This is a genomic window from Streptomyces sporangiiformans, assembly GCF_005768555.2.
Lineage (GTDB): Bacteria > Actinomycetota > Actinomycetes > Streptomycetales > Streptomycetaceae > Streptomyces > Streptomyces sporangiiformans.
On record NZ_VCHX02000083.1, the window covers coordinates 251,790 to 264,494 of the forward strand.

General features: G+C 69.8%; 10 protein-coding genes and 1 pseudogene. 4 read left to right on the top strand and 7 right to left on the bottom strand.

Annotation, left to right across the window (positions count from 1 at the left end; genetic code table 11):
- Nucleotides 1-61: 61 nt before the first annotated feature.
- Nucleotides 62-1,339, top strand: coding sequence for a DUF418 domain-containing protein (locus tag FGD71_RS09955; protein WP_181359162.1), 1,278 nt, complete (start codon nt 62-64; stop codon nt 1,337-1,339).
- Between the two features lie 660 nt (nt 1,340-1,999).
- Here the strand turns inward: FGD71_RS09955 and FGD71_RS09960 are convergent.
- The gene (locus FGD71_RS09960; protein WP_240436497.1) at nt 2,000-2,482 is read right to left on the bottom strand and encodes a TIM-barrel domain-containing protein; all 483 of its coding nucleotides are present in this window, start codon (nt 2,480-2,482) and stop codon (nt 2,000-2,002) included.
- Between the two features lie 178 nt (nt 2,483-2,660).
- On the opposite strand from FGD71_RS09960, the gene FGD71_RS09965 reads away from it, so the two are divergent.
- On the top strand, nt 2,661-3,956 hold the full coding sequence (locus FGD71_RS09965; RefSeq protein WP_240436498.1) for a DUF418 domain-containing protein: 1,296 nt from the start codon (nt 2,661-2,663) through the stop codon (nt 3,954-3,956).
- A 257-nt stretch (nt 3,957-4,213) separates the two neighbouring features.
- Here FGD71_RS09965 and FGD71_RS09970 read toward each other — a convergent pair.
- From FGD71_RS09970 to FGD71_RS09980, 3 genes and pseudogenes are all read right to left on the bottom strand, one after another.
- Nucleotides 4,214-4,668 (bottom strand): annotated as a pseudogene (locus FGD71_RS09970) (GDSL-type esterase/lipase family protein); the annotation flags it as partial.
- Nucleotides 4,669-4,937: 269 nt separating this feature from the next.
- Nucleotides 4,938-5,243, bottom strand: a complete 306-nt coding sequence (locus FGD71_RS50395; RefSeq protein ID WP_478130250.1) for a beta-galactosidase — start codon at nt 5,241-5,243, stop codon at nt 4,938-4,940.
- Nucleotides 5,244-5,282: 39 nt separating this feature from the next.
- Nucleotides 5,283-6,494, bottom strand: a complete 1,212-nt coding sequence (locus FGD71_RS09980) for a DUF418 domain-containing protein (RefSeq protein WP_119100051.1) — start codon at nt 6,492-6,494, stop codon at nt 5,283-5,285.
- A 200-nt stretch (nt 6,495-6,694) separates the two neighbouring features.
- On the opposite strand from FGD71_RS09980, the gene FGD71_RS09985 reads away from it, so the two are divergent.
- The gene (locus FGD71_RS09985) at nt 6,695-7,354 is read left to right on the top strand and encodes a response regulator (protein ID WP_119100023.1); all 660 of its coding nucleotides are present in this window, start codon (nt 6,695-6,697) and stop codon (nt 7,352-7,354) included.
- Nucleotides 7,351-8,460, top strand: coding sequence for a sensor histidine kinase (locus tag FGD71_RS09990; RefSeq protein WP_119100024.1), 1,110 nt, complete (start codon nt 7,351-7,353; stop codon nt 8,458-8,460). The genes FGD71_RS09985 and FGD71_RS09990 overlap by 4 nt, the downstream gene beginning before the upstream one ends.
- Nucleotides 8,461-8,627: 167 nt before the next feature.
- Here FGD71_RS09990 and FGD71_RS09995 read toward each other — a convergent pair whose 3' ends face one another.
- From FGD71_RS09995 to FGD71_RS10010, 3 genes are all read right to left on the bottom strand, one after another.
- Nucleotides 8,628-9,095 carry a DUF6624 domain-containing protein gene (locus FGD71_RS09995; RefSeq protein ID WP_119100025.1) on the bottom strand — a complete coding sequence of 156 codons (468 nt, stop codon included), beginning with the start codon at nt 9,093-9,095 and terminating at the stop codon, nt 8,628-8,630.
- Between the two features lie 1,114 nt (nt 9,096-10,209).
- Nucleotides 10,210-10,737, bottom strand: a complete 528-nt coding sequence (locus FGD71_RS10005; RefSeq protein ID WP_119100027.1) for a hypothetical protein — start codon at nt 10,735-10,737, stop codon at nt 10,210-10,212.
- Between the two features lie 96 nt (nt 10,738-10,833).
- Nucleotides 10,834-12,621, bottom strand: a complete 1,788-nt coding sequence (locus FGD71_RS10010) for an ABC transporter ATP-binding protein (protein ID WP_119100028.1) — start codon at nt 12,619-12,621, stop codon at nt 10,834-10,836.
- Between the last annotated feature and the right edge of the window lie 84 nt (nt 12,622-12,705).

The window sequence follows — 12,705 nt, forward strand, 5'->3', positions numbered from 1 at the left end:
GGGGGCGTTGCCGAAACCTGTCGGATGTTCCACCTCCTGGCGGCACCGAAGGATTCGTCGTATGACACAGGTAAAGCCGCCGCAGGAGCTGTCGGCTCCGCAGAGGAACGCGACTCCACCGCCGAAGGCCTCGTCCGAGTCCGCTGGGCAAGTCTCGGGCCGCCCCTCGATGGGACGCCTGGTCGGGCTGGATCTGGCCCGTGCGCTGGCGGTGTTCGGCATGTACATCGTGCACATCGCCCCGATGGACTCCCCCCAGGGCAGCGTCGGCAGCTGGGTGTACTTCCTGGCCGAGGGACGCTCCTCGGCCCTGTTCGCCACCCTCGCCGGGTTCTCGCTGATGCTGATCGCCGGCCGCCGTGAGCCGAAGACCGGCCTGACGGGCCGGCAGGCGAAGGCCCGCATCGCGATCCGCGCCGTGATCCTGCTGGCCCTGGGCACCGTGCTGGCGATGGAGTACGGGGACATCATCATCCTCGCCTACTACGGCGTCTACTTCCTCCTTGCACTGCTCCTGGTACGACTGAGCGCCAGGACACTGGCGCTCATCGCGGCCGGGATCGCGCTGGTCATGCCGCAGCTGGCGTTCGTTTTGAAGATGTGGCTGAGCGACTCCGTCCAGCAGACCATCAACGCCTACGACCCGCTGGAACGCCTCAGCACCGTGGGAGTACTCGATCTGCTGCTGACGGGCCTCTACCCGACCATCACGTGGATGGCGTTCGTGACCACCGGCATGGCTCTGGCCCGCCTCGACCTGTCCGCCCCCGTCGTCCGGCGGCGCCTGGCCGTCCTCGGTGCCGGCCTCGCCACAGCCGCCTACGGCCTGGCCACACTGCTGACCGGCGCGAGCGCGGTATGGAACGTCGGCGGAGGTGGGGGACCCTCCAGCGGCTCCGGTCCGGGCTCCATGGGCAGCGGCTCCGCGGTCTCCGGCTCCATGGGCAGCGCACCCGGCGGGCCCGAGCTGTCGGCCTCGGACCTGCTGGGCGCCGTGTCCCACACCGGCACCACCTTCGACACCATCGGCTGCGCGGGCATCGCGATCCTCGTGATCGTGGCCGCGACGGCGGCGATGGACCGCCTGCCGCTACTGCGCCGCCTGGCGAAGCCGGTCATCGCCGTGGGCACCATGTCCCTGACCGCCTACGTAGGCCACTTCCTCGCACAGTCCGCGTGGCCCGCTTCCGGCGCTGGCACCACGACGTCCTGGGTACCCGTGCTCACGTACATCTTGACAGCGATCGTGTTCGCCACGATCTGGTCCCGCTTCTTCCGCCGCGGCCCTCTGGAGTATCTGCTCAACGCCGCCACCAAACCCGCCAAGTACATCCGCTGATGTCCGGTCGGGGTGGCTCGGCTTCCTGCCCCACCCCGGCCTGCACGGCCCGCTCGGCCCGCAAGGGGACAGCCCTTGCGGGCCTCGGCAGTGGACCTGGCCGACTGATCTCAGCTCCGCCTGACGCCGACCTGCCGTCCGCGGCGCGGCCTGGGCAGTGGCCGGCCATGCCTGGGCCAGGGGCCGGGACATGGTCCCCGGGGCAGGATTGTGCGCGGGCCAAGACGCGACTGCCGCCGATGCGGCTGAGGCCACGACGGATACACCCAGGTTGGTGAACCACGGAGTTGGCGGCCAAATGCCTCTCGCCGCCTCATCTGGTCGAAAGAGCAGCGGCGGTTGCCCACGCGTGTCGAGGCTGGTGATTTCCGCCCAGGTCGTAACTCGCGGTGAAACTCAGAGCGCCCGTACTCGACGGATGTCAGCTGAGCCAGGCTGCGACGTCGTCCCCCTTCCCGGATGAACACAGGAATCCATATCAGCGGGGACTGCGCGGGCGTGCGAGGGAGCCGAAGGTGGTGGGGATGTCACCGGACCGCAGCAGGGCCCCGTACCTCTGGCTGCCCGCCCACGCGGAGCGGACCAGCGACAGTAGTCGGTCCTCGCCAGCCACGCGCAGGCGGCCGGCCACGTGTGGGTGTGCAGCACAGGGTAGTCAAGTCAGAAGCACTCCACGCTCAGCGAACGGTAGTTGGCGTTCAGCCGCCGCCACAGCGCGGCGCGTGCCCCCTGGGGGGCGTTGCAGTACGCCATCGGGAGCGTTGGCGCCTCGTCGGCCTCCCGGGTTGGCCACGCGAAGGTGAGCAGACCGCCCTCCGCGTCCCGGACGAGGTGTCCGGACGCGCGAAGCTCGTGATAGGTGTCGCTGCCGGGTTCGACGGTCTGCCACATCGAGACGGCGACCTTCACCTCAAGATCGGCCAACTGCTCGACCATAGCCGCGGGGTCGGGCCACTCGCTCTCCTCGAAACGCCGGTCGCCCGGCTCCGGCCAGCGGAAGAAGTCGCAGATGATGCCGGACAGCGGCAGTCCGCGCTCCTTGTGCTGCCCAGGGTGTCGCCGGTGGTGATCCAGCAGTCGAGCGCCCGCCGCCGTCGGCGGTCCACCGGGTGGTGGCGGCGCTCGATACCCCAGGCGATACATGATCTTGTGGTCGTGAGCCTGCTGGCCCGCGGCATCCCGGTGGCTAGCTCGACGACCACAGTCGTTCATGTAGGCCAAGACCCCCCGCCGACCGGAGGGGGTCGGTGGGCCGACTGGCGGGACACCTCCTGAAGCCTGGCGGATGGTCGACCGCCCACGTCTCGGCAAGATTGTCCCGGTGACTGAGATCGAAAGCGCCAACAAGGCGCCTGCCCAGCCCTTGCACGTACCCGAGCCTGTCACGGCGACGGAACGCCCTTCGTCGACGGCGCGGCTGGTCGGGGTGGACCTCGCCCGTGCGGTGGCCGTGTTCGGAATGTTCGCCGTGCACGTCGGCCCCTTCAATCCCTTCCCCACCTCCGGCGACAGCATGGGCACCTGGGCCGTCTGGCTGGCGAGCGGCCGGGCCTCGGCGCTGTTCGCCACCCTCGCCGGGTTCTCGTTAGTGCTGATCGCCGGCCGTCTGGAGCCGAAGACCGGACTGGCCGGCCGGCAGGCCAAGGCCCGGATCGTGATCCGAGCCGTGATCCTGCTGGTGGTGGGCACCGCGTTGGCGATGACCGACTTCGGCGGCGGCGTCATCATCAACTTCTACGCGGTGTACTTCCTGCTGACCCTGCCCCTGCTGAGGTTGCGCGCCAGGACTCTCGCGACCATCGCGGTCGCGCTCGCGCTCGTCATGCCGCAGGTGGCCTACGCCCTGCGGGCGCTGCTCAGCGAGTCGACCGTGAACACGATCGACTCCTACGACCCGATCGCGCGCCTCTCCGGCGTGGGTGTGCTCGACTTCCTGCTCACCGGCTTCTACCCGGCGATCACCTGGATGACGTTCGTGGTCACCGGCATGGCCCTGGGCCGACTGGATCTGTCCTCCGGTGCGGTGCGGCGGCGGCTGGCCGTGGTCGGTCCCGCGCTGATCGCTTTCGGATACGGCGTCTCGTGGCTGGCGCTCCGGTTGACCGGCGGTGCCAGGGAGATCATGGCCGGGATGCCTGACATGAAGGACTTCGACGTCCTGAAGGACCGCACCGCCATGAAGGATCCCGGCATGGCAGAGGGGTCCTTCGACCTGCCGGTCGGCAATGGACTGTGGGGCCCCGACGCCTGGGGGCTGCTGGCGGCGGAGCCGCACAGCGGTTCCACGTTCGACCTCGTCGGCTGCCTGGGAGTCGCGATCACCGTGATCCTTTGCCTGACGGTGGCCGTGGACCGGCTGCCGGTGCTGCGCAGGCTGGCAGCGCCGGTCATCGCCGTCGGCACCATGTCCCTGACCCTCTATGTGAGCCACATCCTGGTGATCCTCGCCCTGCCCGGCGACGGGGTCACCCCACCGCAGTCCGCCTCCTTCGAGCTGCTGCTCTGCTTCGTGGTCGGGGCCACCCTGTTCGCGGGGATCTGGTCCCGCTTCTTCCGCCGCGGCCCGTTGGAGTACCTCCTCAACAGCGCCACCAAACTGGCGAACCGCGTCAGCTGAGCCCAGGCGGGCACCCCGGGAAATCCGTACAAAGAAATGGCAGCTGTCCGGCATCACCGCAGAGGGGGCGGCGAGTGTGCTGTCGTCCTTGAGGACGGCCAGCGCCTCACAGGGTGTGCGCATTCCCGGAGTGCTTCAGCACTCCGGGAATGCGCGGCAGCGTGAGTGACCTCCGGCACGCGGGCCGGAAGCCGTAGCTCCCTCACGACGGTTGCGTCGGGGACGTCGGCGGTGATCTGGTTGACCAGCAACCTCANACGGTTGCGTCGGGGACGTCGGCGGTGATCTGGTTGACCAGCAACCTCAGCCGGGTGATGGCGGTGTCGACCTCCGAGGCCCCTCGGAGGTCGTTGGTACCGATGTGCAGCGTCACGACGTCGGGCCGGTAGCGGGTCAGCGAGGCGTCGGCGAGTGCGGCAATCTGGTCAATGCGATATCCGGAGTGGCCTTCGTTGCCGGGGTCGGACATCGAACCGTTCTGCACCGAGCCCACGAAGTCCAGCGGATGGCCGTCCGCAGCAAGCTTGTTCCACAACGGGCCCCGGTAGCCGTTGCCCGTACTGCTACCCACACCCCACGTTATCGAGTCGCCCAACGGCATCACCCGCAAAGGCGTGTCGGAGGCGACGAGGACAGGGGCCACACCTGCCGCTGTCCCCCCGAGCGTGGCGGCGACAAGCGTGATCAAGGGTAGAACCCAACACTTTCTCATGGAGTTTCCTCCCTTTCGCGGAGTGACTGCTGAATCAGCGGGGCTGCGACGACGCCCCTCCCGGCTTCCAGCTCTGCGCACACGAGGGCGCCGTGAGGCCGTTGCCCCTCAGGGATCCGCCCTCCCAGCAGGCGGGCGGGATGGCTCCGGCGTGCAGTGGTCGGGCCCGCTGATCGTGGTCATGGCCGGAGCACTGCCACGCCGTACCGGCCGAAGGACACCCCGTCGGGGTCGATGTCCGTTGTGGTGGGTGCCGGGCACATCGACGGTCACCGGCTCACGCTCGTGAGCCACTGCAAGTAGCAGACGGCGTCGCCGCCCCGGGTCAGCCACGGCTTGGGCGACCAAAGCCGCTTGAGGCTACGGGGCTTGGGGTGGTTCACGCCCAACCGGTTGACCGGCCCGACCGCCTGCTCCAGGGACATCCAGGGACTCCCAAGGTCATTGCAGCCGATCCGGACCAGAGAGAACAGGAGCCCCTGAAGACAGGGCGCCGATGCGGCGCCCGTTAAGCGCCTTGAGGGCCGCCGAAGAACCACAGACTGTTCGTGAGGCCCGCAGCGCGACCGCCCCACCCGGGCGAGGGGCTCCGGGCACGCTTCTCCGGCTGCGTTTTATCGAATGCGTCGGGCGATCCCGGTCGCCTTGCCCATCAGCCATTCGAGTGGCCCGCGCTGGAAGAAGCGGGACCAGAGGGTGGCGAGGAGGGTGATGGACGCGATGAAGCCGAGCAGGACGTACAGCGGCGGGACGGCCGATTGCTCGGTGTCCAGGAGCCAGATGGCCACGATGTGGTAGACGTACGCGGTCAGTGACATCGAGCCGACCGCGATGACGGGCTTGGTCAGGCGGCGCAGCCTGGGGAAGGCGTCCATGGCGGCCAGGCATGCGGTGATCACGAGGATCGCCACACCCGTGGCGGCCATGATGGACAGGGTCGCCTCGCTGTGCGGGGCGGAGGCCAGCATCCCGGCGGGGGTGTCGCCGAAGATGCCGATGCTGTCGGGCGATACGGATGACACGGACGACATGCCCGGCCCCTCTTCGGCTTTCCGGACGGCTTCGGCGGCACCGGGTACGAGACGCACCGCCAGCCAGGAGCCGCCGTAGCCGGTGACGGCGAGGGCCACGCCGGTGAGGGCGAGGCGTATCCGGACGGCCGTGGCAGTCACGTCGCAGCGGGCGACAGCCATACCGGCGATCACGAACGGGACCCAGGTCAGGGCCGGATAGCCGCCGGTGAAGAACAGCGAGACGGGGCCGTCGGCCTGGCCGTAGGAGAGGAATACGCGGCCGCCGACCACCGGCTTCAGCGCGTACAGCAGTTGCGGGCCCACCAGGGCCCATCCCGCGGCGACAAGCGCCAGTGGCTTGGCGCCCAGCCGGTACAGCGGGAGCACGAGCAGGAAGAACAGTCCGTAGAAGGCGAGGATCGGCACGACGGGGGTGCCGGTCATGGTCAGGGCGGTGCCGAGGGCCAGCAGGATCACGGCCCTGATGATCACCTTGGCGACGGCCTGACGGCCGGCCAGGCCGGTCTTCGGTGTGCGGCGCCCGGTGATGAGGGCGACCGCGAAGCCGGCCAGGACGGCGAAGAGGGCGGAGGAGCGGCCTTGCGCCAGCTCCATCAGGAAGCCGATGACACCGCCCTGAGCCGGGGCGGGGCCCACGTGGACCGCGTACATGCCGAAGACGGCCAGGCCGCGGGCCAGGTCCAGCCCGATCAGCCGGCCCACTCCGGGCGCACCGGTCGAGGGCTCACCACGCTCACCTCCAGAAGACGGGGTATCGGCCGGGAGCAGCGCGGAGTCCGGGTGATGGGTCATGGCCCTCAGACTGGAGGCCGGGCCGATCACGGCCCATCCGGCAGAAGGCTGCCGCGGCCCTGCCGGGTGGTGGGTGCTACCCCGCCGTGTGGCTGGAGCTGTAGCTCAGCGGGCCGCCGGGACCGATCGGGGCTTTAGGGTCGAGTCGGCGTGGGCCGGACGGTATGAACGAAGGGTAGGGGGAGCGCGTGATCCGGGTAGTGGTGGTTGACGACGAGGCTCTGGTCCGCTCGGGCTTCCAGCTGATTCTGGGCGCGTCCGAGGACATCGCGGTCGTCGCGACCGCGAGTGGCGGCGAGGCGGTCGAGACGGTCCGCCGGGAGCGGCCCGACGTGGTGCTGCTGGACATCCGGATGCCGGACGTCGACGGGCTCACCGTGCTCCGGGAACTGCGCACGATGCCGGACCCGCCGGTGGTGGCGATGCTCACCACGTTCGACGCCGACGAGTACATCCTCACCGCCCTGCACTCCGGCGCGGCCGGTTTCCTCCTCAAGGACACCGAGCCCGAGCAGCTCGCCCACCTGGTGCGCACCCTGGCCGCGGGCGGTGTGGTGCTGTCCCCCAAGGCGTCGCGGACGCTGCTGCACAGCCACCCCGGCACCGGGACGGCCGTCGACGAGGAGGCCGCGCGGGTCCGGCTGCTCACCGCGCGGGAGCGCGACGTCCTCGTCCTGGTGGCGGAGGGGCTGTCGAACGCCGACATCGGGGCGCGTATCCACCTGGGGGCGGGCACGGTGAAGGACCACGTCAGCGCCATCCTGACGAAGCTTCGCGTGGCGAGCCGGGTGCAGGCGGCGCTGCTGGCGCAGCGGGCCGGGCTACTCGACGAGCGCCTGCGGTCGGAGGCCGGGGGATGAGCCGTGCACGCGCCCTATGGCAGCGGGTTCCCGCGCCGGTCATCGACCTCGCCCTGGTGGCCGCGGCGGCCGTGGACGTGCGGCTGAACAACTGGGAGCCCACGCGCCTCGAGCTCGCGCTGGCGGCTGTCGGGTGCACCGCGCTGGCCTTCCGGCGCCGGTTCCCGCTCCTCGTGTTCCTGCTCACCCTGCCCGTCGCGCTGATGCAGGATGTCGCCGTCGCTGTGCTCGCGGCGCTGTTCACCCTGGCCGAACGCTCCCGCAACCGCCGTCTCCTCGCCGTGTGCGTCGCCCTGGCCGCCGTCGCGAGCAGCACTCCGTGGCCCCTGGCCGAGGTCGACCGGACCATGACATTGGTCTTCTTCGTGTACGGCCTGGCTACGACCGCGGCACCGGTCCTCTTCGGCCAGCTTCTCCAGGCACAGCGGGACCTGGCGCGGCGGTTGGCCGAGATCGAGGAGGCAAGGGAACACGAGCGGACCCTGCACGCCCAGGCCGTCCTCGCTCGCGAACGCGCCCAGCTGGCCCGGGAGATGCACGACGTGGTCTCCCATCAGGTCAGCCTGATCGCCGTACGGGCCGGGGCGTTGCAGGTCGCCGCCCGGGACGTGGACGCCAAGGAGGCCGCTCGCACGATCCGTTCGCTGAGCGTCACCACGCTCGACGAACTGCGCACCATGGTCACCCTGCTGCGGGCCTCCGGCGGCGACGCCACCGAGCTGACGCCTCAGCCCACCCTTGCCGACCTGCGTAAACTCGTGGAATCGAGCGGCACTCACGTACAGCTGACGGGGGAACTGCCGCCCACTGTGAGCACACCCACCCAACGCGCCCTCTACCGTACGGTTCAGGAAGCGCTGACCAACGTCCGCAAACACGCACCTGGCGCCACGGCCAGCGTCGAATTGTGGCAGGACGGCGAGGGCATCGGAGTGACCGTCACCAACACCCCATCCACGCGTCCTTCCCTGTCCCTCCCCGGCTCCCAGCAAGGCCTCGTCGGGCTGCGGGAACGTGCCGACATCCTGCACGGCACCCTGGATGCGGGCCCGACCACGGAAGGCGGCTACCGGGTGCGGCTGCGGATCCCGCTCAGCGCGGACTGAGCTGTTACTCAGGGCCTGTCCGGCGGATCATTACCTACGGCACGTGAACCCTGGGAAGGATCCTCCGGATGCGGATGCGGATGCGGATGCGGATGCGGATGCGGATGCGGATGCGGATGCGGACGGGGGCGGGGGCCGAGGCGTCAGGCCATTGTGAACTTGGCGACTTACTCGTCGAAGGGCTCGATGCCGACTTCTGCACGGAGTTCGTCCATGCGCTCGGGCTCTTCACAGGGCCAGGGAACCGGTGCCCCGTCCTTCACGCCGGCGATCTGAGTGCCGTAGATCTGCTTGCGGCCCTCATTGACCAGCGTGCGGTCGCGCAAGAAGGCCAGCTCGCGTGGGCTGGCCGAGCCTGTCGACACCTTCAGGGCGCGTCGTTGAATTTCGAGCTGCCGGTCAGCGTGCTGGGCGATCAGCCACGCTGCGCGCGCGGTCTCCTCGCCGACCAGTTCCTCCGTCGGCCAGCCATACTCGTCCATGATCTCGCCGAGCCGGTAACCGTGCTGTGCGGTAAGCCGCCGCCAGGCCAGCTGCTCGGCAGGGTCGTCGCTGTTCGCGCGGACGGCGGACCGGTGATCCGCCGCGGCCATGTCCGTTAGCTCCACGGCCGGCGCGGCAACGTCGTGCGCCACTCTCAACACCCGGGTCAAATCAGTGTGTTGTGTCCGTGCCTGCAAGCCTAAAGGTGTAAATCGGGTGTAAAGATCATTCCGGAGAGCGGTGACAGCCACGTCCCCGCACGGGGATAATGGATCTACCCCCGAAGCCAGAGGCGGATCGCTGATCGTCTGCTTGATCTACCGTCTGCGCAGGTGGCAGCGGTTGCGGTGGGAGGAATACGCCTTGTCACCGCCGAGATGGTCCGGGCGTGCTAAGGTGCCCGCCGCTCAGACGGCCAGCGCGCTTGTGCTTCTCCACCTCCGCATCCAGCCTCTCCAGGATCGCCCTGTCGCGGGGTCGGCCCAGGGCCCATCCGATGACCTCGTCCGCGATGAGGTGGAGCTTGATGTTGAGGTGCTGGGAGACCGCGCGCAGCAAGCAGGGAAAGCGGGGGCTACCTCGCGCCTGCCCCGTGAGCAGCCGCCAAGACATCTCCGGCTACAGCGTCCCGGGGAACTGACGGATCCCTCCTCCGACCAGCGGGGAGGGAACCGGGGATGCTGCCCCAACCCGCTCACCAAGTGGCCCCCAATCAGCCGCCCATACCTTGCCGACGCCACCAGTCCCTCATGCCGCATCCCACTGGTGGGGGCGGCCGCCCTGCCACCCACCGATCATCGAGAGCCGCGTCCGGGTCGGCGAGGCATGCGGCCTCCAGGAAAACAACGAGGTCATGGTCGGGATGCGCGAGACCTACATCCACACTCGTCCCGCCGCGGCGCACGGTCACCCGCCGACCGCCACTCTCGCCCAGCCGATGCACGACCACCAGCGCATCTCCCACATCACCCATGATCCCCCGCGCACGATCGGAACGAAGCCCGCCGACGGCCTCAGACGAGGAAGCAACATTTGTTCGATCCCTCATGCTCTTCCGTCGGCTCACGAGGCCATGGTCCGCGGCCGGCAAACGGGCGCTGGCGCCCTGACCTGCGCTCCGCCGAGCATGCACGCTCGTCCCGCTCCCCGCCCTGACCGTCTCTGGTGCTGCGGTCGGACAGTCGACGTCCCGGCACCAGGCTGACAGCTCTGGTTTCCGCCTCGCCCACGGCGGACGACGAGAGCTACACGTGACAAGTCGCCGCGTCACTTCAGCAGCGTGCTGACCAAGGCGACGGCCACTCCCAGGATCGCGTCGGCACAGCCGATCCTGAGAGCTCGTCCCCATGTGCTGCCCGCGGCCCGGGAAGCCAGCACGCCCCAGCCCAGCAGCAGGACGGTGTTGATGCCGAAGGCGACGTACTCGATGCCTGCGGAGCGCCACCAGCCAAGGCCCGCCCCCCACACCAGCAGTGCGGTGGGCAGTGCCGCCACTACCAGCGGCCATTCGGCGAGCACGGCACGCACCACACCCCGTACGCCGGGACGGCCCTGCGCGTCGCGGTGGGCGATCTGGTGGGCGTAACCATGGGCCAGGGCCGAGGCGAGGGCGGTGAACAGGACCCACAGGGCATCGTCCATGCGTGCCGCTCGGCTCGTCTCGCCGAACTGCGTGAGCGCGGCGACGGCCGAACTCGACACCAGCAGCCCGTACACCCCGCCGAACAGCGCGGTCGGCTGAGCCAGCCAGCTCCACACCGCTCGTCTGTGACGGATGGCGGACTCGGTGTACATGGGGGGCCTTTCGCGGTCTTGGTCTGTGTGGGTGTGGGTGGTTGTCCGGCCGGGCGTGGGGCAGTGGCCGACCGGACCACCTCGCGTGTGGTGGGGTCATCGGGCGGGGGTCAGGAGCTGGGTGGCTGCCAGTTGTGCGTACAGCGGGTCCTCATCCACCAGTTCCTCGTGGGTGCCGATGGCGCGGACCCGTCCGGCGTCCATGACGACGATCCGGTCGGCGCCGGTCACCGTCGACAGGCGGTGGGCCACCACCAGCACGGTGGTTTCGCGGGCCACCTCCGTGAGGACGTCCCGCAGCGCCAGCTCGTTGACGGCGTCGAGCTGCGAGGTCGCCTCGTCCAGGAGCAGCAGGCGGGGCCTGCGCAGCAGGGCGCGGGCGATGGCGACGCGCTGCCGCTCGCCGCCGGACAGCTTGGAGCCGCGGTGTCCGACCGGGGTGTCCAGGCCGTGGGGCAGGCGCTCGACGAGGGTGTCGAGTTTCGTGCGGGCCAGGACGTCGCGGATGTCGTCGTCCGTCGCGCCGGTCGCCGCGAAGACGAGGTTCTCCCGCAGGGTGCCGGCCAAGACGGGCGCGTCCTGTTCCACGTACCCGATGGCAGACCGCAGCTCGGACAGGGACCAGTCCTGGACGTCCTTGCCGTCGACCAGGACCCGGCCGCCGGTGACCTCGTGGAACCGCTCGATGAGCGCGAACACCGTCGACTTGCCCGCGCCCGAGGGACCGACGAAGGCCGTCGTCCCGGTGCCCGGCACCTCGAAGCTGACCTGCTGGTGGACGTACGGCAGACCGGGCCGGTAGCGGAAGGACACGTCCTCGAAGCGGACCGACGCCGGGCCCGGCACCGCCGCCTCCTGGCGGGGCGGGGTGTCCTGCCGCCCGATGACCGGCTCCGTCGCCAGACGTTCCACGGCCGCGATCCGGGATATGGCGGCCGACCCCTCCTGGTAGGAGGACACGGCGTCGACCAGCCGGGACACCGGCTCCATCAGATAGAAGAGGTACAGCAGGAAGGCGATGAGGGTGGAGACCGGGATCTGCCCGGACGCCACACGCGCCCCGCCGACGGCGAGCACCGCGAGGAAGGCCAGCTGTACGGCGAGTTCGTCGGCCGAGCCCGCCGCGGCCTCCCACTTCGCGCTCTTCACGCCGTGCCGCCACGCCCGCCGCGCCGCCGCCTCCACCCGGGCGGTCTCCCCGCCCTCGGCACCGGACGCCTTCACCGTGCGGAACGCCCCGAAGGCCCGCTCCAATGCGACGGAGATCTCCCCGACCGCCTGCTGCGATCGCTCGGTGGCCCGGGCGATCTTCGGCATGACCAGCGCGACGGCCCCGCCGACCAGCACGACCACGCCGAGCGTCACACCCAGCAGCACGACATCGAGCAAAGCCATCATCACGATCGCCGCGACGAACGCGACCGCACCCGTGGCCGCGGAGACGACCGCCTGCGTGCTGACCGCCCGCAGCAGCGTCGTGTCCGAGGTGACGCGGGACATCAGATCACCCGGCGGGATCCGCTCGAACTCCGCGATCCGCAGCCGCAACAGCCGCCCCACCACGGTGCGTCGAGCGGCCAGGACCACCGACTCCGCCGTCCGCTCCAGCACGTACGCGCCGAACGCCTCGACCGCCGTGCCCACCACCACCAGCACGGTGAGCCCGATCAGGATCCCGGTGATCGTCCCACCAGAGGCCATCCGGTCCACCAAAGCCTTCGTGGCCAGCGGCTGCAACAACGCCCCGGCGGCCCCGACCAGGGCACACAACAGACCAAGGGCAACGGCCCAACGGTGCGGCCGGACATACCCGTACAGCGCCCTGACCGTCTCCCGGGCAGACAGGGACGTCTCATCCTTCGCCGGGGCGGATGCGGTGTTCACAACATTCCTTCCTTCTGCGGTCCGCCCGGCACCGCATAGACGGTGCCGGGCGGACCGGGCGTGATGGTGTGCCAGCTCAGCGGA

Excerpts from the sequence above, each read along its gene's own strand:
- FGD71_RS09955 (WP_181359162.1), top strand. The coding sequence starts at position 62 with ATGACACAGGTAAAGCCGCCGCAGGAGCTGTCGGCTCCGCAGAGGAAC.
- FGD71_RS09960 (WP_240436497.1), bottom strand. The coding sequence starts at position 2,482 with ATGTATCGCCTGGGGTATCGAGCGCCGCCACCACCCGGTGGACCGCCG.
- FGD71_RS09980 (WP_119100051.1), bottom strand. The coding sequence starts at position 6,494 with ATGACCCATCACCCGGACTCCGCGCTGCTCCCGGCCGATACCCCGTCT.
- FGD71_RS09990 (WP_119100024.1), top strand. The coding sequence starts at position 7,351 with ATGAGCCGTGCACGCGCCCTATGGCAGCGGGTTCCCGCGCCGGTCATC.
- FGD71_RS10005 (WP_119100027.1), bottom strand. The coding sequence starts at position 10,737 with ATGTACACCGAGTCCGCCATCCGTCACAGACGAGCGGTGTGGAGCTGG.